Raw genomic sequence first — 20,316 nt, forward strand, 5'->3', positions numbered from 1 at the left:
CGGCGGCCGGACGGGTCCGCGCCGGGGCGCGGCGCGGGTCGCGGTTCGACGGCGTCGCGTGCGCCCGACGGGCCGGCCGCACTGCCGCGCGACGTCTGGCGCGACAGCGGCAGCGGGCCGCCGCCGATCGTCGGCGTGGTCGTTCGCCGCGGGCGCTTCCTCGTCGCCGAGCCGCTGTTCGACCGCGGAACGCCGGTGATGATCGAGCGCTCGGCCGAGATCGGCGAGGGACGGATCGGGCTCTTCGGCCCGCCGCGGAAGCCCGGCGGACGGCGCGGCAGCGGCGCGCGGCTGGTGCGTCCGATCGGCTCCCCCGACGTCGCCCGCGACGTGCTCGAGGCGTTGCTGCTGCACAAGGGGCTCCCGCGCCGGACCGCCCGCTCGGTCGCGGCCGAGGCCGAGGGCGTGGCGGCCGGCGGCCCGACCGGCGAGCAGGCGATCGTCCGCCGCGACCTGCGCGATCTGGCGACCTTCACGATCGATCCGGTCACCGCCCGCGACTTCGACGACGCGGTCAGCGCCGAGGCGATCGACGAGGCGGCGGAGCGGTTCCGGGTGACCGCCCACATCGCCGACGTCGCGGCCCACGTCCGGCCCGGTGGCGCGCTCGACGCCGACGCCCGCTGGCGGGGGACCAGCGTCTACGTGCCCGGGACCGTCGAGCCGATGCTGCCGCCGGCGCTCTCCAACGACGCCTGCTCGCTGGTCCCCGGCGTCGACCGGCTGGCCGTCAGCGTCGAGCTGGAGCTGCGTGCCGGCGAGGTCGTGCGGGCCCGGGTCGACAGGACGATCATCCACTCCGACGCGCGGCTGGACTACGACCAGGTCGACCGGATCTTCGCCGGCCGCGAGCGGGCACAGGACCCGTGGGCGGGCCCGCTGCTGATCGCCCGACGGGTCGCGGCGGCGCTCCAGGAGCGGCGCGAGCAGACGACGACGGCATTGGAGCTGGACACCGGCGAGCCGCGCTTCGCCTTCGACGGCGACGGCCACGTCGAGGCGATCGCGATCGAGCGCCAGACCGAGGCGCACCGGCTGATCGAGCACCTGATGATCGCCGCCAACGAGCAGGTCGCGCGGCTGCTCGACGAGGCCCGCGCCCCGGCGCTGCACCGGGTCCACGGGCGACCCGAGCCCGAGGCGGTCCGGAGGCTGGCCGACCAGCTGGCGGTGCTCGGCGTCGCGACCCCGGAGCTCGGCGGCGCCGAGGGCGATCCGCCGACCCCCGAGCAGGCGGCGGCGGCCGTGGCCGAGATCTCGCGCCGGGTCGACGCCCACGTGCGGCGGACCGGGCACGGGCGGGCGGGCCTGTCGTACCTGGTCCTGCGGGCGCTGCAGCAGGCGCGCTACGACCCGAGGGGGACCGGTCACGCGGGGCTCGGGCTGCGGCACTACTGCCACTTCACCTCGCCGATCCGCCGCTACCCGGACCTGGTCTGCCACCGGGCGATCCTGGCGCTGATCGGGGCGGGGGAGGACGGCTACACCGCCTCGGACGACCTGGCCGAGCTGGGCCTCTGGTGCTCGGCGACGGAGCGCGAGGCGATGGACGTCGAGCGCACCGCCGACCGGATCGCGCGCGCCTTCCTGCTGGAGCGGATCCTCTTCGCGCACGGCTTCGACCGGACCTTCGCCGGCGAGGTGACCGGGGTCGCGGACGCCGGGGCGTTCGTGCGCTTCGGCACCGGCGATCTGGGCGTCGGCGGCGGGGTCGCCGACGGCGAGGCGTTCGAGGGGCTGCTGCCGGTGCGGATGCTCCACGACGACTGGTGGGAGCTGGACGAGCTGGGCGTGATGCTGGTCGGCACCCGCTCCGGCCGCGCGCTGCGGATTGGCGACCCGGTCGCCGTCGCCGTCCAGCGGGTCGAGCCCGTGCGGGGCCGCGTCACGCTGGTGCCGGCGCGGGCCTGAGTGGCGGCGCGCCAGGCCGAGGCCAGGCGCAACTCGTTGCAGAACGCACGAACGCGTGCAACGGCGGGGCCGCGAGGGTGTAGGTCGAAGTACGGGAAGACCACCGGCGGGCGCGTCCGAAGGGCGGCCCGGCGGCCTTCCGTCCCCCACCAAGGAGCAGTGCGCACCATGATCGGCGCCATCATCCTCGGCCTCGTCGCCGGCTTCATCGGCAAGGCCATCATGCCCGGGGAGGACCCGGGCGGGTTCTTCGTCACGATCCTGATCGGGCTCGCCGGCGCCGTCGTCGGCTGGCTGATCTTCACCGGCCTGCTCGGGATCGGCGACAAGGACATGTTCGACCTCGGCGGACTCCTCAGCGCCATCATCGGCGTCCTGATCGTCCTCGGCGGCTACCGGGTCGTGATCGGCAACCGGACGGCGGCGCGCTAGCGGCCGACGGAGCGACGGCGGCGGCCGGGATCCCGGCCGCCGCCCAGCGCCCGCTTCACGCCGGGCTCGAACCGCCCGCCGGACCAGCGCTCCAGGGCGGCACCGGCGGGCAGCCGCCGGTGCCCCGGCGCTACGCTCGACGGTTCATGGCCAAGGGCAAGAAGAAGCCGTCCGGCGGCGACTACGGCTACAACCGCCAGGCGCGGTTCCGCTACGAGCTGCTCGACCGGCTGGAGTGCGGGATCGCCCTGCTGGGCACCGAGGTCAAGGCGCTGCGGACCCACGGCGTCCAGATGAGCGACGCCTACGTCGACGTCCGCCGCGGCGAGCTGTGGATCCGCAACCTGCGGATCGACCCCTACGCGCCCGCGGCGATGAACAACCACGTCCCGGACCGGCCCCGCAAGCTGCTCGCCCACCGGCGCGAGATCGACAAGCTGCTCGGCGACGCCAACCAGGACGGCCTGACGGTGATCCCGACCCGGATCTACCCGAAGGGCCGCACGATCAAGGTCGAGATCGCCCTGGCGCGCGGCAAGAACGTCGCCGACAAGCGCCAGGACATCAAGAAGCGGGACCAGCAGCGCGAGATGCAGCGGGCGCTGCGCGAGCGCAATCGCTGACGGTTCTCGGGCTTCGGGTTCGGGCTCCGGTCTCGGGTCGTTGGTCGGTGGTGGGTTTTCGGCTCGGCGATCGGCTGGGGCCGGGTGCGGCCGCTCGACCGGCCCCTGCGCGACCTGCTGCCTGCCGCTTGGTCCTCGGTCCCTGGTTCGGCTCCGAGGACTTCCGGTCGAGCGGCCCCACCCGGCCCTTCCCTGAGTCCCTGGGCTGGCTCCGCCGGCGGTGCCGGTGGGCTGCCGGCCGTGCAGGGCGTGGCGCGGGGAGGGACCGACTCGGCGGCGGGGCTTGGGGAGAGCGAGCCGTGGTTGGCGAGCGGCTGCGGCTCGCCAACCACGGCTTGCTTCCCTCAAGGGCCCCGCGGCCGCCCGCCGAGCCACCCCACCACGACCAACGACGAGCCGAAACCGAAGCCGACCACGGAGAGCGCGTCGAGCCGCCGCCAGACGTCCCGTAGGCTTCGATCCATGAGCACCGCCGTGGAGCACACCGACGTCGCCTGGGACCTGGAAACGCTCGTCACGGAGGGCACGCCCGACGGCACGCCGGCCGGCGCCGCCGGCGTCGAGGCGCTGCTGGAGGACGCGCAGGGCCGCGCCGATCGGTTCGCCGCGACGTACCAGGGCAAGGTCGCCGAGATCGACGGAGCCGGGCTGGCGGCCGCGATCGCCGAGCTGGCCGAGCTCTCCGACCTGATCGGCCGCGCCGGCTCGTACGCGTCGCTGAAGTTCGCCGAGGACACCACCAAGCCCGAGCACGGCGCGCTGCTGGCCAAGGTCGAGGAGCGCGCGACCGCGGTCCAGACCAAGCTGCTGTTCTTCGAGCTCGAGTGGACGGCGCTGGACGACGACGCGGCCGAGGCGCTGCTCGGCGCCGAGGGCCTCGAGACCGCTCGCCACTACCTGCGCACCGTCCGGCGCGAGAAGCCCCACCAGCTGAGCGAGCCGGAGGAGCGGATCCTGGCGGAGAAGCAGACCTCCAGCCGCGGCGCCTGGGACCGGCTGTTCGACGAGCTGACCTCGGTGATCGAGGTCCAGTTGGACGAGGACGGCGAGCCGGTCGCCCTCGACGTCGCGCTGGCGCAGCTGACCAACCCGTCGCGCGAGACCCGCCAGAAGGTCGCCGAGGCGGTCACCAAGGCGCTCGCTCCCGGCCTGCGGACCCGCGCCTTCATCTTCAACACGCTGCTGCAGGACAAGGCGGTCGAGGATCGGCTGCGCAGCTTCCCGTCGTGGATCGCGTCGCGCAACCTGGCCAACGAGGCCAGCGACGAGTCGGTCCAGGCGCTGGTCGACGCCGTCCAGGAGTCCTACGACATCCCGCAGCGCTGGTACCGGCTGAAGGCCAAGATCCTCGGGATCGACCAGCTGGCCGACTACGACCGGATGGCCTCGATCACCCAGGCCGACGAGCAGGAGTTCTCCTGGGCACAGGCCACCGACCTGGTCTTCTCCAGCTTCGACGCCTTCGACCCGCAGATGGGCGACGTCGCCCGCCGCTTCGTCAGCGAGGGCTGGATCGACGCCCCGCCGCGCACCGGCAAGCGCGGCGGCGCGTTCTGCGCCTACACCGTTCCGACCCACCACCCGTACGTGCTGCTGAACTGGACCAGCCGCCGCCGCGACGTGCTGACGCTGGCCCACGAGCTGGGCCACGGGATCCACGCCTACCTGGCCCGCGACCGCGGCCCGTTCGAGCAGCACACGCCGCTGACGCTGGCGGAGACGGCCTCGGTCTTCGGCGAGACGCTGGTCTTCGACCGGCTGCTGACCGAGACCACCGACCCGCAGGCGCGGCTCGGACTGCTGGCCGAACAGATCGAGGGCTCGATCGCCACGATCTTCCGGCAGACGGCGATGAACCGGTTCGAGAACGCCGTCCACACCGCGCGCCGCGAGGAGGGCGAGCTGTCGGTCGAGCGCTTCGGCGAGCTGTGGCACGACACCCAGTACGCGATGCTCGGCGACGCGGTCGAGATCACCGACGGCTACCGCGGCTGGTGGTCGTACGTGCCGCACTTCATCGGCACCCCGGGCTACGTCTACGCCTACGCCTACGGCCAGCTGATGGCGCTGTCGGTCTACGGTCGCTACCGCCAGGAGGGCCCGTCGTTCGCGCCCAAGTACCTGCAGCTGCTCGGCGCCGGCGGCTCGCGTTCGCCGGAGGACCTGGTCGCGATCGCCGGGCTCGACCTGGCCGATCCGGGCTTCTGGCGCAGCGGCCTGGCGCTCGTCCGCGAGCAGCTGGAGCAGGCGGAGGCGGCTGCGGTCGAGGCGGGGGCGGTCTCCGGCTGAGGGGTGGGGCTGGCCTCGGGTCGGCCTCTTCTCCCTTCGGCTGTGGCTTGGCGGTTTCGGCTCGTCGTTGGTCGTGGTGGGGTGGCTCGGCGGTGGGCTGGGGCCGGGTGCGGTCCTCCGAGCCGGCCCTCCGCCGACTTCTGGGGTTCGGCTTGGTCCTGGGTCTCTGGTTCGGCTCCGGATAGTGCCGGCGGCGGATGACCCCACCCAGCCCTCCCTGGTTCACCGGTTCGTGCCACGGGCGTCGGGGGTCGGGCGGGTCGTGCCCTAGCCGTCTCGATGAGGTCACACCGGTGTACGTATGGGTCCGACCGGTGATCTACGGTCGAGGGCATGGACGTGGAGCAGGTCAAGCTCGAGCGGATACGTGATCGACTCGATGCCTTGATCGAGTGGAGCATGAGCGAGCTCACCTGGCCAACCCCGCGCGGCTCGTTCTCGCTCCTCATGCAGACATCGCTGGTCGACGCACTTCGAACGAGCGCAGCCATCGCGGTCCTCTCCCGAGACGGCTACGGACGAGAAGGTCTCAAACTCGCACGCTCCGTCACCGAGACCGCGATTGTCGCGTTCTGGATGGCGCACGGGCCCCACGACGAACGATGGATCCTCCACCGCATCGCCGAGCACGAACACCACACGAAGACGCTCTGGCAAGAACGCCTCCGCGACGAGGGCGACGCCAATCGCCCAGCCCATAGGGCTCTGATCCGAGTTGATCCCGAGACCCGAGCGCGATGGAACGTGCTCTACGGCGAGTTCGGTCAGAAGTCATGGTGGGCCAACGAAGTCACCCAGCACCCCAAGACCCGTAAGTGGAAGCGCGATGCCGGCGCTTCACGCGACACCCGGGCCCTCGTCGCCGCGCTCCGCGACGTACCCGAGCTGCGAGAGGGCATCTGGAACGCAGTCGCTAACCCGTCCGTAGCCGACGCCTTCCAGTACATCCTCGACGTCCCACAGCGCTTCAACGATCACGTTCACCACCACGGGCCACTCGGGCTCTCGACGCTCATGAGCGGCGAAGGCAACGACGTCCACATCGCCCGCAGGCCCTCCGACGACTGGGCACCCCAAGCCGTCGTTGTCCTCTACCAGTGCCTCGCGCTTCTCGCCATCCTGGCCGTGGACAGGTACCGCCCCGATCTCAAGGAAGATCTGTTCGCCGTGCTCGACCCGCACGCGTTCGCCGCCTTCGTGAATCTCGACGACGAACAGGCCGAGTACGCACGCCAAAACCGCAACCAGCCCTGCCCCTGCGGCAGCGGCTTCAAGAGCAAGAAATGCCACGGCGCGCCGCTCAGCTAGGGGACCCCCGCGGGCGAGCAATCGCCAAACCCAACCCTCAGGCCGGGTTATACGTACGCCGCGTCGGCCCGTTCAGGCGCACCACAGGGGTTGGCCGAACGTTTGCTTTATCGGTAAGAAGCCCTAGGCGAGAGGGAGGAGCCGGGACGTATGAGCTATCGAGCACGACACCCTGAGCGAGGAGGCAAGTCCATGGTTGAGGCAATGGTCGCGATGCTCGTGACGGCACTTGGTTCGGCCTTTCCGGCGACGGCATCGAGCATGTCCACGACGACGAAGGTGCTGGCAGGTCCGATCATCGTGCAGAACAGCAACGTGAAGCTCGGCGACTTTCAGTATGTCGTGTACTTCCGTGTCAACCGGGATCCGTTGACGGTGCCGCGATGGTTGCGTACTGACGCGTACGTCAACCCGGCGAAGCGCCGTGGCGACATCCGCATCGGTGGTCACGCTTTTGAGGACCAAGCGATGAGCCGCTATCGGCGGCTCGCTAACGGCCAGTACTGCATCGCCTACGACGTCGAGCGCGAACGCAAGCCCACTGTCACAGCACCAGTCGGCACGAAGACCAAGATTCAGCTCAAGCTGTTCAACAAGGGCGGCCGGCTCGGCAAGGCGTACCGCCGGACAACGACGGTGCAGCAGGGATCGCCCTCGTACTCGACCAAGCCCTACCGCAAGGCCCTAGGTCGAATCGGCTGTTAAGCGCCCGTAGTTGCGGAGAGGGACGCTCGCTATGGCGTAGCTGCGCGGCCGCCTGTACAGACGCTGGTTGGGTTGCTCGCTGGCCGGCCACGCATCTAAGGTCGCGTTCCCTACCAAGAAGCGCCCCCTGACAGCGCTGGAACGCCGTCTGGGGCTTGCACGAGAGAACGTTGGGCATGTCCAGACTCGAACTGGAGACCTCCCGCGTGTGAATTGCTTTTCTGGGGTCCGGGAAGGGGCGGTTTGCAGGGATTTTGCGGGGGAGGCGGGGTCGGTGTATGCGCGGACATGCGGGGTTTGGCGCGGGATTAGGCCATGGAGGAGGGGGTCGTGGCCTGATTGGCGGCGTCGCGGTCGTCGGTCTGGCAATCGGCGATTCAGAGGGCGGAACGAACTCTGCTCATGGCAGCGCCTCATGAGCGGGATCCGTTCCTGTGACTCCGCGGCGATCGCACGCTGCGCCGTGTCGTGCCTGGGCCGGAACGGGCCGCCGCCGAGTTCGCGCCATGAGGCTGGGCAGCGGTGCGACGTTGGCTTCCTGCTACGCGGCCGCAGTTTCGACTCTCGCGAACGCTTCCGCGATCAACGGATGCACCGAGTGTCGGACTTGGAACCAGCGGGCGTGCTCAGGTTGGGCATCGACCGCTGCTGCGACGAGTTGAGCGCTGTCGTCGTCTTCGATGTCGGCAAGCGTCGTCCGCAGCATCGCTGCGACTGGGTAGCGATTGTGGGTTGCGGCAATCCGCAGTACCTGCTCGATCGCTCGGGTGCGGAGCTGTGGATCATTGCTGTGCTCGAAAACGAGAAGATAGAAGCGCGCGAAGCCGTCGCAGTCGTCCCATGGGAGCGGTCCCGAGCAAGCGTCGTCGACCCCGGCGACCATCTTCGCGAACCCCTGCGCACGGGCCGACATCCAAGCCTCCAAGAGACTGGGTGGGAGAAACGGGGCTACATCGCTATGGAGCTCGTCGTCGTCACGATGCAGGCGAAAATGCTCGTTGATCTCGCGGAGCAAAAGGGCAGAGTCGCCTGTTTCGCGCCGGTTCCAGCGTTCGACGAGTTCCTGGACCGGTTGTTTGGGGCTACCCGGGGGAGCGGCGACAACGGCCTCCAGGGCACGGAGCATTTCGGCGGCCGAGCCGTACCGATCGTCCTCGCGCTGCTCGGTTGCGCGTTCGATGAATGCGCGGAACTGGGCCGGTACAGCCAAGAGGTTCGGAGGTGCGACGGGGGCCACACGTTCGCCGGTCAGCATCGACCAAAAGAGGCGTCCAAGTGCGTACACGTCGGCTTGGGGCCCGCAGTGCTTGAGATCTGTCCACTGCTCGGGCGCCGCGTACCCATGGGAGCCTAGGCCGTCGGCGGTTGCGGTGATCCCGCTGCTGAAGAGTCGAGGGGTGATGTCCTTGGCGAGGTCGAAGTCGCTGACGACGGGATGTTCGTTCAGCCAGAGAATATTCTCCGGCTTCAGGTCCCTGTGAAGGATGTTCTGTGCGTGGGCATGCGCCACGCCGCCAAGGATCTGAACAAACGCATCAACGATGTCATCGATCGTTGGCTGCTCGTCCGCCAGCCAGTTCCACATGTTGCCGGAGGCAAGCGGCATCACGATGAACGGCGTGCCGTCCGCGCGCCGGTTCCCCGTGGCCACAACGGGCAGGATGTTGGGATGTCGAAGCTTCTTGCCGAGGCGCCCGCCGTTGCGAAACCGGGTCCGTGCTTCGTCTGGGTCCATGTTGTCGGGAACACGGAAGAGCTTCACCGCAAAATCCGTATCGACGACTTGGCCGTCCACGAGACGGTGGCAGGGGTGCACGTTTCCAAATCCGCCCTCGCCAAGTGGTTCATCCGTCGTCTTGAACCGCCAGGAGACCTTCATCGCATGATCCTTCCGAGACTTCAGCTGATCGCTCGAAACGGTATCGGTGATCCTGGATCATGAGCAATGGTGTTTTCATGGAGATCTGTGCTGGCTTGGCGAGGCGCTGAGTTCGTGACCTCATCTCCCGCGGAGGCTGCCTCCAGGATTATTGTGTCGAGGCGGATTCGTGGTCCTGTTCGATGATCATCCGATCAGCACGCAGGAGTTCGGGCGACTCGCGCCGCCGGATGATGGGCGTCGTGCTGCGCTGCCGATCGGTTGGTGGCCGCGGCTGGGTCCAGGTGAGTGAAGGCATAAGCGGTCCGCGCCCGCCAACGCGGCCGTTGGGGCTAGTTGCGCATCGCACCGTAGGTCGCTGAGTTCGGGCAGGACATCCGGTCGTCCGCCGCATAGGAAAGAATGTGTTCATGTCGCTTACGCCTGACGTGTCCCTAGATCCAGCGGACGTTTTCGCTCGGTCGAACGCTGCTGCGATACGAGCTCTGGCGGGTCCCGGAACGGGCAAGACGTATGCCCTCATGCAACGCCTGAGCAGGTTGATCGAAGAGGGCGCAGATCCTCGCCGGATACTAGTCGTGACCTTCGCCCGGGCTGCGGCTCAAGACCTCGTGCGGGAAGCGGCGTTGCTGGAGGGCGCAGGGGGACTCGCACCGAAGACGCTTCACAGCTATTGCTTTGGGGTGCTCGGGCGTGAGCACGTCCTACACGCGACGCAGCGCGTCCCTCGCATCCTCGCGGGCTTTGAGCGCGACATTCTTGTCGCCGATCTCGTTGGGGACTTCGGTGGGAAGCGTCAGCGCGACAGGCTGCTGAAGGCGTTCGAGAGCGCGTGGTCCCGGTGTCAGGCCGAGGCGCCCGGTCAGCCGGTTGACGGACTCGACCAGGCGTTCCAAGCGGCGATTCTCGACTCCCTCAAGTGGCATCGCGGGATGCTGATCGGCGAGGTAGTTCCCCAAGCGCTCGCTTACCTCGAACAGAATCCTCACGCTGACGAACGCAGTGCCTACGACCACGTGCTCGTAGACGAGTACCAGGACCTCAATCGGGCTGAGCAACGCGTCCTTGACCTTCTATGCGATGCAGCCAGCATCGCAATCATCGGGGATGACGACCAGTCGATCTACGGGTTCAAGCACGCGCATCCGGAAGGGATACGGGCGTTCCATGAGGCTTACTCGGAGACGGAAGACGTTCAGTTTTCTTCGTGCCGTCGATGCCCGGTTGACGTTGTGGAGATGGCCCAGGCACTGATTGAAAGAAACCCAGACCGGACCCGCGCGGAGCTGCGTCCGCACCCCGGCAACCCTCCAGGCGAGATTCATCACGTCCAATGGGAGTCTCCAGAAGCGGAGGCTGATGGCGTGGCTCAGTTCATCAGAGCGCGCATTGCCGCCGGAGTCGATCCGGCGAGTTGTCTCGTGCTCACGCCTCGCAGGCAGATCGGCTACGCGATCCGCGACGCGCTTATCGGTCGGGGCGTGCCGTGCTCTACCTACTTCCAAGAAGAGGCAATTACCGGCGATGCGGCGCGGCGCGCTCTTACCCTTCTGACACTCGTCGCAGATCCATCAGATCGATTGGCACTTCGTGCGTGGCTCGCCCTCAATAGCAGTTCAGAGCTGCGCGGTGCGTATCGACGCCTCTACGACCGGGCGCGCGAAGCGGGCGTTGATGTCGCCGAGGTACTTGATCAGCTCGACCGGGGCGACATCGCGATTCCCTATTCGGGGCCTGCGTTGGCGAGATGGCATGAGCTGCAGACAGCTCTGGGCGCGTTGCGTGAGCGCCAGGACGATCTTACGTGGCTTGTCGATGAACTCTTGCCTGAGGGTGATGCGGATCTGGGCCCCCTGCGCCATCTTGCGTTGGAGGTACTTCCGGAAGCGAAGGACCTACGCGAGTTCGAAGAGCAGCTTCGCGCCGCGGTCTCGGTCCGAGAACTGCCGGAGGAACATTCTGACGTTCGTGTGATGACGTTTCACGCGTCGAAGGGGCTGACGGCGGATTTGGTTGTGCTCGTCGGCTTGATTGAGGGCTTCATGCCGGCGTCCGATGACCCGAGCGAGTCGGCGATAGAACAAGAGCGTCGTCTGCAGGAGCAGCGTCGACTGTTCTTCGTCAGCTTGACCCGCACCAGAGACGTACTGGTTCTCTCGTCGTACGCGACGATCGAGCGAAAGACGGCGTTGCAACTGAACGCCAGCGCGGGGAGGCCTAGAGGGTCGGGACGAGTCGGAGCGTTCGCCAGCAGGTTCCTAGGAGAACTCGGACCGGCACTGCCTGTCGCGGTCCGCGGTGCAGATTGGAAGCGGAGCCGAGCCAGCGCTTGACCGCTTCTGTTCGGTCACGGTCTCGACAGCCCCGGAATCAAGCGCAGCACTTCTGCGAACTGATGCTCCACATCGAGGTGATCGGCTTGGTCCGATTTCGCCCCATCAGGCCACGATCAGGCCACGAGCCCGGATCTCGCCCAAGGCGGCCTCCGGAGACCTCGCCCCAGAACGACGAAAGCCCCGCTGTAAGCAGGGCTTCCGTCCTATGTGTATATCCAGACTCGAACTGGAGACCTCTCGCGTGTGAAGCGAGCTGTCGTTGGCGAGCGGCCACCGCCCGCCAACCACGGCTCGCTCTCCCCAAGCACCGCCGCCGAGCCGGCCCCTCCCCGAGCCGCGCCCTGCACGACCAGGAGCCCAGCACCGCCACCGGAGGAGCCAGCCCAGGGGCTCAGGGAAGGGCTGGGTGGGGCCGCTCGACCGGAAGTCCTCGGAGCCGAACCACCAACCGAAGGCCAAGCGGCAGGCAGCAGGTCGCGCAGGGGCCGGTCGAGTGGTCGCACCCGGCCCCGGCCGATCGCCGAGCCGAAGTCGCCACGACCAGAGACGGGTGCGACTCCAACAGGGCACGACCGCGCCGACCGGGCGCACCCCCCTCGGCTAGCGTTGCCCTCCCGTGCTCGCCCGCGCCCCCGAGGAGATACGCACCGACCGCCTGCTGCTGCGGCGCTGGCGATCAGAGGACCGCGAGCCGCTGGCCGCGATCAACGCCGACCCGCTGGTGATGCGGCACATCGGCTCGGGGCCGCTCGCGCGTCCCGACAGCGACGAGCTGATGCGGCGGCTCGAGGAGGAGTGGGATCGCCGTGGGCACGGCCTGTGGGCGGTCGAGCGGGTGGAGGACGGCGTGCTGCTGGGGTTCTGCGGCCTGGCCGAGCCGCTGTTCCTCTCGCAGGTGCTGCCGGCGGTCGAGGTCGGCTGGCGGCTGCGGAACGACGTCTGGGGCCACGGCTACGCGACCGAGGCGGCGCGGGCGGCGATCGCGGCGGGGTGGGGGATCGGCCTGCGGCAGCTGATCGCGATCGTCCATCCGGACAACGAGCGCTCGCTGGCGGTCGCCGAGCGGCTCGGGATGCGGGTCACGGGCCGCACCCGCCACGCGGGCACCGGCTGGGAGGTCCTGGTCCTGCGGCTGGACCGCCCGCCGGACGCGGGCTAGGGGCGAGGGCCGGGTCGCCCGGCGTTCACCGGAGGGGGACAGCGCCGACCGCGGCCGATGCGATGATGGCTGTCGCATGGCGTCGTCCCCGCCTCCGCAGCGTGTCGCGATCGACCAGCTGAGCGTGCTCGCCCTGCGGCTGGGCCTGATCGGGCTCGTCGGCTACGGGATGCTGCTCGTCTGGGGCAAGCTCCAGTTCGTGCTGCTGCCGTTCGCGGTCGCGGTCCTGCTGTCGGCGCTGCTGGAGCCGGTCGCGCGGACGCTGCACGGCAGGCTGCGGCTGCCGCGGTGGATCGCGGCGGTCCTGACGGTGCTGGGGACGATCGTGCTGGTGGCCGGGATCCTGACCTGGATCGCGCCGGACATCTTCAGCAAGGCCGAGCAGCTGGTCAACCAGGTCGAGGACGGCATCCGTCAGCTGCCCAGCGTCCTCCACGACCTCGGGGTCAAGGACTCCGACGTCCAGCGGTTCACCGACCAGCTGACGAAGAAGCTGGAGGAGTCGCTGGGGTCGATCGGCGGCGAGCTGAGCACCGGCGTGGTCTCGGTCGCCCAGGGCGTGGCGAGCGTCGCCGCCAGCATCTTCCTGGCGCTGATGATGCTGATCTACCTGCTGATCGACGGCAGCGGGTTCTGGCGCGGCGCGCTGCGGTTCGTCCCGCGCGAGCGGCGGCCGTCGTGGCACCGGGCCGGCAAGCGGTCGTGGCGGGCGGTCACGCTCTACGTCCGCAGCCAGGTGCTGGTGGCGGCGATCGACGGGATCGGGATCGGCGTCGGGCTGTGGATCCTCGGGATCGACCTGGCGCTGCCGCTCGGCGTCTTCACCTTCATCGTCGCCTTCCTGCCGTACGTCGGCGCGATCCTGGCCGGGATCGCGGCGGCGCTGGTGGCGCTGTCGACCGACGGCGTCGACGGGATGCTGGGGGCGATCGTGGTGACGATCATCGTCCAGCAGGTCGAGGGCAACATCCTCTACCCGCTGCTGATCGGCCGCTCGCTGCGGCTGCACCCGATGACGGTCCTGCTGGGGGTCGGCGCCGGCGGTGCGCTGCTCGGGATCGCGGGCGCCTTCCTGGCCACCCCGCTGATCGCCGCGGTCGCGGCCGGCGCCGGCTGGCTCGACGAGGAGGACCACCCCGACGGGCTCGGGCACGAGCCGCCGGACGACGGGGCGGGGCCGCCTCCGGGCGCGTCGGCCGGCGGGGCGGCGTCCGCTTCCGGTGGCGCCCCGCAGCCGGCCGGCGGTTGGTGAGCGGGCGGCGTCAGGCGCCGCGACGGACCCGCAGGCGGCGAGCGGTGCGCAGGGCCAGCCGCATCTCGTCGTCGTCGGCGAAGCCGGCGGGCAGCGCGCTGCCGTCCGGCCGCAGGCTGTCGAAGGCCAGCAGCGCGTAGCGCTCCCACAGCTCGGGCTGGCCGCCGTGGTTCAGTGGCGGCAGGCTTCGCGCGACGCCCATGATCATGATCGTGATGTCGGCCGGCGCGATGTCCTGGCGGATGACGCCCGCGGACTGGGCGTCGCGGACGACGCCGGCGACGATCTCCGACAGCCGCCGCTGCAGCGCCAGCACCTGCGGGTCGTCGGCGACCACGTCGACCGCCTCGCCGAGCGCGCAGTCCTGGGAGAGGTGCGATGCGACGGCGACGAACATCCCGCGCAGCGTCGCGCGCGGGTCGACGCGCTCGGCGAGAACGTCGGCGAGCCGCCGCTCGAACTGCTCCAGCCGCGCGATCGCGACCGCCGCGGCCAGGTGCTCCTTGGTCGGGAAGTTGCGGTAGACGGTGCCCTTGCCGACCCCGGCCAGGCGCGCGATCTCGGGGATCGGGGCGTCGAGCCCCTGCTCGGCGAAGACGATCGTCGCCGCCTCGATCACGCGCGCCCGATTGCGGACCGCGTCGCTGCGCCGGGGGCGCGCCGGGTCGTCGCTCCCGCCGGGCCCGGGCGGGAGCGGCGGGACGGGGGCAGGGGCGAGGTCGTCGAGCATGGCCGCGCCACCGATCCTACGCGGGCCGGTCGTCAGCCCCGGCCCGCGGTCACCAACTCGGCCGGGCGCGGCTCCCCGCTCTCGGCCGAGGCGGCGGCCGTCGCGGCCACGTCGGCCCGCGACAGGCGCGGGATCAGGGCCGCGATGCCGCCGGCGACGAGCGAGCCGATCGCCATCACCACGAACGCGGTGGTGAAGCCGTCATCGGTCGGCAGCGGGCTGCCGACGACCACGCTGGCGGTCAGGATCGTGGCCGCGATCTGAGAGCCGATCGACGACCCGACCGAGCGCATCACGGTGTTGAAGCCGGTCGCCTCGCCGGTCCGCTCGGCCGGGACCGCGGCGACGATCAGGTTCGGCATCGCCGCGAAGGCCAGGCCGATGCCGACCGCGCTGACCGCGTAGCCGATCACGATCAGGGCGATCGTGTCGTGCAGCTCGCCGAGCATCAGCAGGCCGAGGGCGGCCAGCACGCCGCCGATCGCCAGCGGCACGTGGCTGCCGAAGCGGCCGCTCATCCGGCCCGAGATCGGTGCCGCGACCATCGCCACCAGCGCGCCGGGCACCATCACCAGGCCCGACTGGGTGGCGTCGAGGTCGAAGCCGTAGCCGGTCGCCTCGGGCGACTGCAGCAGCTGCGGGATCAGGACGAAGGCGCCGAACATCCCGAAGCCGACCAGCACGGTGGCGAGGTTGGTGAAGAAGACCGCCGGCCGCCGCAGCGTCGGGATGTGGGCGATCGGCTCGGCCGTGCGCTGCTGGAGCGCGACCCAGGCGGCGAGGATCGCGATCCCGGCGACGATCATCGCCAGCACCCGGGCGCTGCCCCAGCCCCAGTCGTTGGCGTTGGAGATCGCCAGCAGCGGCAGCACGATGCCGACGCCGAAGACCAGCGCGCCGCGGACGTCGACCTTGCCGGGGATCCGGATCGGCGACTCGGGCACGCCGAGGTAGGAGCCGACGACGCCGACGACGCCGAGCCCGGCCCCGACCCAGAAGATCCAGTGGTAGCTGGCGTGGTCGAGCAGCAGGCCGCCGATCACCAGGCCGAGCGCCCCGCCGATCGCCAGCACGGCCGAGATCATCCCGATCCCGACGGCGACCTTCTCGCGCGGGAGCTCGTCGCGGATGATCGCGAAGCAGAGCGGGAAGATGCCGCCGCCGACGCCCTGCAGGATCCGGCCGGCGATCACGACGCCGAGGCTGTCGCCGAGCGCCGAGACGACCGAGCCGAGGGTGAAGAAGCCGAGCGCGACGATCAGCAGCCGTCGCTTGCCGAACATGTCCCCGAGCCGGCCGACGACCGGGGTCGCGACGGCGGCCGCGAGCAGGTAGGCGGTGACCGTCCAGGTCGCGCCGCTGGCGGTGGTGTGGAGCTCCTCCTGCAGTGTGCCGAGCGCCGGCACCACCATCGTCTGGCTGAGCGAGAAGGCGAGCGCGGCGAGGCCGAGGATCGCGATCACCCGCGTGGGGTGCATCGGCGCGTGGGCTCGCGCCTGGGTTTCGGAGGTCATGCCGGTGTCCTGTGGGGAAGGGGGAGGGCCGCGAGGCCGGTCCGACGGGTAATCGGACTCATGGGTCCGCTTTGGTCGCCCGTCGATCGTAGGACGATGCAAGTGGACCGTCAAGTCCGCTTGGGGCTCGTGTGCGTGGTCGCACGGTTCCCGGTGTCGCGCCGTTTTGTTGAGAATCGGCAGAAGTCGGCGAGATCGGTCTCTAGTTCTGCGCTGGACTTGACACAACCTGGCGCGCGGGCGAGACTGCCGCCGTTTCGTCGTCCGAGAGGGGTGCCGTGAGGCTCAGCAGCAGGATCGCGATCGCCGGGCTCGCGGCGGTGACGCTCGCGGCGCCGGCGAGCGCCGTCGCCGACGGCCCGTGCTCCGCTCCCGGCGGGCGGCCGTGGTGCGACCGGTCGCAGAGCGCCGAGAAGCGCGCCGCGCTGCTCGTCGCCGCGATGACCGAGGGCGAGAAGATCAGCCTGCTGGCGGGCGCGCCCGCCGGGGTCCACACCGGCGCGACGGCGGCCGTTCCCCGCCTGGGCGTGCCGCAGAGCTTCAACACCGACGGCCCGGTGGGCGTGCGGCAGGGCAGCGCGACCGCGATGCCGACGCCGATCGCGCTGGCGTCGACCTTCGATCCGGCGCTCGCCTACGCCTACGGCAGGACGCTGGGCAACGAGGCCCGCGCGAAGGGCAACGACGGGCTCCTCGGGCCGACCGTGAACATCCTGCGGGTGCCGTACAACGGGCGCACCTTCGAGGGCTTCGGCGAGGACCCGTTCCTGGCCGCGCGGACGACCGTCGGCTGGATCGAGGGCGCGCAGTCGCAGGGGGTGTACGCGACGGTCAAGCACTTCGCGGCCAACAGCCAGGAGGGCAAGGACGTCACCGGCCTGCTGGGCCTGCCGTCGCTGCCGATCGGGCTCGGGCTGCTGAACACGCGCTACCTGCAGGACTCGATCGTCGACGAGCGGACGCTGCGCGAGGTCTACCTGCCGCAGTTCGAGGCCGCGGTCCGAGAGGCCAAGGCGCTGACGGTGATGTGCTCCTACAACCGCGTCAACGGCCCCTGGGCCTGCTACAGCAAGCCGCTGCTGACCGACGTCCTGCGGACGGGCTGGGGATTCCGCGGGACGGTGATGTCGGACTGGGTCTTCGCCACCCATCCCGACGACACGGTCCCGGCGCTGAACAACGGCCTCGACCTGGAGATGCCCAGTCCCAACGCCTACGAGGCGGGGAACGTCGCCCGGGCGCTGGCGGCCGGCCGGGTCTCGCGGGCGACGCTCGACCAGCGCGTCCGCAGCATCTTCTACCCGCTGTTCAAGATCGGGTTCTTCGAGCGGCCGACGGCGGCGCCGAACGACGCCCTGATCGACAGGGCCGCGCACCGCGCCGCGGCGCGGAAGGTCGAGGAGAACGCGATCACGCTGCTCAAGAACGACCGCGCGCTGCCGCTCGACCCCGCGAAGGTCCGCTCGATCGCGGTGATCGGGAGGGACGCGGACACGTTCGTGACCGGCGGCGGCTCGGGCAACGTCAAGCCGTTCGCGCCGACCACGGTGCTGGCCGGGCTCCGCGGCCGCGCGGCGCGCGCCGGGATCCGGGTCGACTACGCCGACGGCGGCGACCCGGCCGCGGCGGCCGCCGCGGCGCGGGCGGCCGACGTCGCGGTCGTGGTCGTCGGGGACTACCAGACCGAGGGCGCCGACAAGAGCTGCCTGACGCTCGAGTGCCCGCCGAAGAACGGCGACCAGGACGGCCTGGTGCGCGCCGTCGCCGGGGCGCAGCCGAGCACCGTCGTGGTGCTCCAGACCGGCGGTCCGGTGCTGACCCCGTGGCTGGGCAGCGTCCGCGGGCTGCTCGAGGCCTGGTACCCCGGCGAGGCCGGCGGCGACGCCGTCGCCCGGGTCCTCTTCGGCGACGTCGATCCGGGTGGGCGGCTGGCCGCGACCTTCCCGAGGAGCGAGGACCAGCTGCAGGTCGCCGGCGAGCCCGACCGCTACCCGGGCAACGTCCTCAACGGGCAGGTCCAGTACTCCGAGGGCGTGATGACCGGCTACCGCTGGTTCGACCAGTACCAGCTGGATCCCCAGTTCCCGTTCGGGTTCGGCCTCTCGTACACCAGCTGGAAGTACGGCGTCCCGACGATCCGCCCGGCGGCCGACGGCACGATCGCCGCGACGGTGACGCTGACGGTCCAGAACAGCGGCCGGCGGGCCGGCGTCGAGACGCCGCAGATGTACCTGACCAAGCCGTCGCCGGCGGCCTCCGTGCCGCAGCCGCCGATGGCGCTCGAGGGCTTCGCCAAGGTCCGCCTGGCCCCGGGGGCGACGCAGGCCGTCTCGATCCCGATCAGCGAGCGGTCGCTCTCCTACTGGGACGTCGGCTCCCACCGCTGGCGGGTGGCGAAGGGCTGCTACGGGGTCACGATCGGCCGCTCGTCGCGCAGCCCCGTCCGGCGGGCGACGATCGCCGTCGGCGGCGCGAGCTGCCCGGATGCGGTCGCCGCCCTGCCCGGTCCCGTGACGCCGCCCGCGAGCGCGACCTGCGAGCGGCGCTCGGCGGTGCGGATCCGGCTGCGCGGCGACCGTCGCCTGCGGGGCGCGGTCGTCAACGGCGTCACCGTCACCGTCAACGGCAAGCGGGTCGCGACGCTGCACGGCCGCCGGACGGTGGTGCGGGTGCCGGTCCGGCGGCGCCATCGGCGGGTCGCGCGGGTTCGGATCGCCGTCCGCACCGGTTCGGGTCGCACGGTCGTGCTGAGGCGCCGCTACCGCCTCTGCGCGACGGGGACGCCGGTCGCGGCGCGCTAGACTGGGGGAACCCAGCGATGGGACCCCAGGGGACGACAGGCTTCGACGCGGTTGTCCGCGGGGGTGATTGCGAGTCGAGGTACCGGAGGCCTCGTAAAACCCCGGTAACAACCATACGTGCGGACTCCCATGAGTTCGCCCTCGCTGCCTAGCAACCACTAGGTGAGTGAGGTCTCGGGCCCCGTTCGCCGACGGCGGGGGTCCCCGGGATCATCCAGTCGGATCACCCGGGCGCGACGCCCTCGCGCACCCGGGGACATTTCAGGAGGGCTGGCACTCCGAACGTGGGTCGACGGGACCGACGGGGTGTGAGATCCAGATACGCCGACTACGCTCGTAGACGTCGCCCTTTGCGCGATCGTGGACGCGGGTTCGACTCCCGCCGTCTCCACCTGGAAGCGACCGGCGCCCACCTCGGTGGGCGCCGGTTCGCGTTGTGGGGGCGGTGCCGCGGTCGGGTCGGTTGGGGCTAGACGTCGAGCGCGCGCGCCGGCACGGCGATCGGCTCGGGGAAGACCAGGTCGCTGCTGGTCGCCTGGTCGAGGTCGATGACCGCGAGCGGCACCCAGCCGGCGTCGAGCTCGGCCATCGCGTCGTCGATCGCGTCGTCGTCGATCGCCGCGCCGTGGAGGGCGTGGACGTCGGCGGCGCGGGTCAGGAGCAGGTAGCGCTCGCCGCTCCAGTGGATCAGGTCGGGCGCGACCCGGTGGCGCTCGGCGATCCGTCGCAGGATCTCGGCGCGGGCGTCGTGGCGTGCCTCGCGGTCGCCGCGGCGGGGACCGAGGAGGATGGTCGCCGCGCCGTCGACGGCCGCGTCGTCGGCGGTCAGCGCGGCGGCGAGCAGGTGCGCGGCGACCAGCGTCGTCGCCGACGCGCTAGCGTCCGTGGATGTCATGGGAGTCCGACCCTCCTGTGGCCTGCCCCCGGACCGTTCCTGCGGTGCCGGGGGCGCTTTGGTTGTCGCGGATGGACGCTAGCGCGGGGGCCGGACGACTGGATGGTGGCGATTTGCGGGGATTTTCCGCGGTCGCCAGCGCCGGCCGGCCGGTCGCGGTCGTCGGACCGCTCATCGCCCGATGCTCACGGTCGCCCGCCCGCGCCGGTCGGCGCGGACCCGGTAGGAGACGGCGCGCAGCCCGGTCGTCGTCGCCGAGCTGCGGGGCGGCCCCGGCGCGACCGAGACCGCCAGCGGCCCCGTGGCGGTCAGGCTGCCGGTCGTCCACGTCAGCCGTCGCGGTCCGGCGATCCGCGGGTCGGGCAGGTGGAGGCGGCCGGTCGCGGTCGCGCCGGGTCGCAGCCGCAGTCGCAGCAGAACGCGGCGGGCGCGCACGTCGACGGCGATCGCGAGTCGCGCGCCGGCGCAGCGCAGCCGCGTCG

At 70.8% G+C, this 20,316-nt stretch carries 15 protein-coding genes and 1 other RNA gene; 11 read left to right on the forward strand and 5 right to left on the reverse strand.

Going from position 1 to position 20,316, the window contains the following annotated elements:
• From PAI11_RS06730 to PAI11_RS06755, 6 genes are all read left to right on the forward strand, one after another.
• Positions 1 to 1,911: RNB domain-containing ribonuclease (locus PAI11_RS06730; RefSeq protein ID WP_244406518.1), on the forward strand; the 1,911-nt coding region annotated here is incomplete at its 5' end.
• A gap of 168 nt (positions 1,912 to 2,079) precedes the next feature.
• Positions 2,080 to 2,343 (forward strand): GlsB/YeaQ/YmgE family stress response membrane protein, encoded by a 264-nt coding sequence (locus tag PAI11_RS06735; protein ID WP_007572208.1) that lies wholly within the window; start codon positions 2,080 to 2,082, stop codon positions 2,341 to 2,343.
• A gap of 146 nt (positions 2,344 to 2,489) precedes the next feature.
• Positions 2,490 to 2,966 (forward strand): SsrA-binding protein SmpB, encoded by a 477-nt coding sequence (gene smpB, locus PAI11_RS06740; protein WP_007572209.1) that lies wholly within the window; start codon positions 2,490 to 2,492, stop codon positions 2,964 to 2,966.
• Between the two features lie 462 nt (positions 2,967 to 3,428).
• Entirely contained in the window at positions 3,429 to 5,255 is a 1,827-nt protein-coding gene (locus tag PAI11_RS06745; RefSeq protein WP_007572210.1) for a M3 family oligoendopeptidase, read from the forward strand.
• Positions 5,256 to 5,588: 333 nt separating this feature from the next.
• Positions 5,589 to 6,563 carry a DUF5677 domain-containing protein gene (locus tag PAI11_RS06750; RefSeq protein WP_040598807.1) on the forward strand — a complete coding sequence of 325 codons (975 nt, stop codon included), beginning with the start codon at positions 5,589 to 5,591 and terminating at the stop codon, positions 6,561 to 6,563.
• 192 nt (positions 6,564 to 6,755) lie between these two features.
• The gene (locus PAI11_RS06755; RefSeq protein ID WP_138974143.1) at positions 6,756 to 7,268 is read left to right on the forward strand and encodes a hypothetical protein; all 513 of its coding nucleotides are present in this window, start codon (positions 6,756 to 6,758) and stop codon (positions 7,266 to 7,268) included.
• Between the two features lie 541 nt (positions 7,269 to 7,809).
• On the opposite strand, the gene PAI11_RS06760 is transcribed toward PAI11_RS06755, so the two are convergent.
• Positions 7,810 to 9,147 carry a serine/threonine-protein kinase gene (locus PAI11_RS06760; RefSeq protein WP_040598810.1) on the reverse strand — a complete coding sequence of 446 codons (1,338 nt, stop codon included), beginning with the start codon at positions 9,145 to 9,147 and terminating at the stop codon, positions 7,810 to 7,812.
• Between the two features lie 410 nt (positions 9,148 to 9,557).
• Here PAI11_RS06760 and PAI11_RS06765 point away from each other — a divergent pair, with 410 nt between their 5' ends.
• The 3 genes from PAI11_RS06765 to PAI11_RS06775 all read left to right on the forward strand — a co-directional run bounded on the left by PAI11_RS06765 (position 9,558) and on the right by PAI11_RS06775 (position 13,894).
• The gene (locus tag PAI11_RS06765; protein ID WP_138974144.1) at positions 9,558 to 11,480 is read left to right on the forward strand and encodes an ATP-dependent helicase; all 1,923 of its coding nucleotides are present in this window, start codon (positions 9,558 to 9,560) and stop codon (positions 11,478 to 11,480) included.
• A 619-nt stretch (positions 11,481 to 12,099) separates the two neighbouring features.
• Positions 12,100 to 12,642 (forward strand): GNAT family N-acetyltransferase, encoded by a 543-nt coding sequence (locus PAI11_RS06770; RefSeq protein WP_007572212.1) that lies wholly within the window; start codon positions 12,100 to 12,102, stop codon positions 12,640 to 12,642.
• 76 nt (positions 12,643 to 12,718) lie between these two features.
• Positions 12,719 to 13,894: an AI-2E family transporter gene (locus tag PAI11_RS06775; RefSeq protein WP_007572213.1), complete on the forward strand. Its 1,176-nt coding sequence runs from the start codon at positions 12,719 to 12,721 to the stop codon at positions 13,892 to 13,894.
• A gap of 10 nt (positions 13,895 to 13,904) precedes the next feature.
• Here PAI11_RS06775 and PAI11_RS06780 read toward each other — a convergent pair whose 3' ends face one another.
• Positions 13,905 to 14,624, reverse strand: a complete 720-nt coding sequence (locus PAI11_RS06780; protein ID WP_050897149.1) for a TetR/AcrR family transcriptional regulator — start codon at positions 14,622 to 14,624, stop codon at positions 13,905 to 13,907.
• A gap of 32 nt (positions 14,625 to 14,656) precedes the next feature.
• Entirely contained in the window at positions 14,657 to 16,138 is a 1,482-nt protein-coding gene (locus PAI11_RS06785; RefSeq protein ID WP_138974145.1) for an MFS transporter, read from the reverse strand.
• 278 nt (positions 16,139 to 16,416) lie between these two features.
• On the opposite strand from PAI11_RS06785, the gene PAI11_RS06790 reads away from it, so the two are divergent.
• Both PAI11_RS06790 and ssrA read left to right on the forward strand, forming a co-directional pair.
• A complete protein-coding gene (locus PAI11_RS06790; RefSeq protein ID WP_007572220.1) occupies positions 16,417 to 18,939 on the forward strand; it encodes a beta-glucosidase family protein in 2,523 nt (840 codons plus the stop codon).
• Positions 18,940 to 18,967: 28 nt separating this feature from the next.
• Positions 18,968 to 19,333, forward strand: a transfer-messenger RNA (tmRNA) gene (gene ssrA, locus PAI11_RS25325).
• A gap of 75 nt (positions 19,334 to 19,408) precedes the next feature.
• Here ssrA and PAI11_RS24060 read toward each other — a convergent pair.
• Both PAI11_RS24060 and PAI11_RS26905 read right to left on the reverse strand, forming a co-directional pair.
• Positions 19,409 to 19,834, reverse strand: coding sequence for a hypothetical protein (locus PAI11_RS24060; RefSeq protein WP_007572224.1), 426 nt, complete (start codon positions 19,832 to 19,834; stop codon positions 19,409 to 19,411).
• Positions 19,835 to 20,005: 171 nt separating this feature from the next.
• Positions 20,006 to 20,316, reverse strand: a 311-nt coding sequence (locus PAI11_RS26905; RefSeq protein WP_040598817.1) for a hypothetical protein, incomplete at its 5' end; no start/stop codon positions are given.

This window comes from Patulibacter medicamentivorans (assembly GCF_000240225.1).
GTDB classification, from domain to species: Bacteria; Actinomycetota; Thermoleophilia; order Solirubrobacterales; family Solirubrobacteraceae; genus Patulibacter; species Patulibacter medicamentivorans.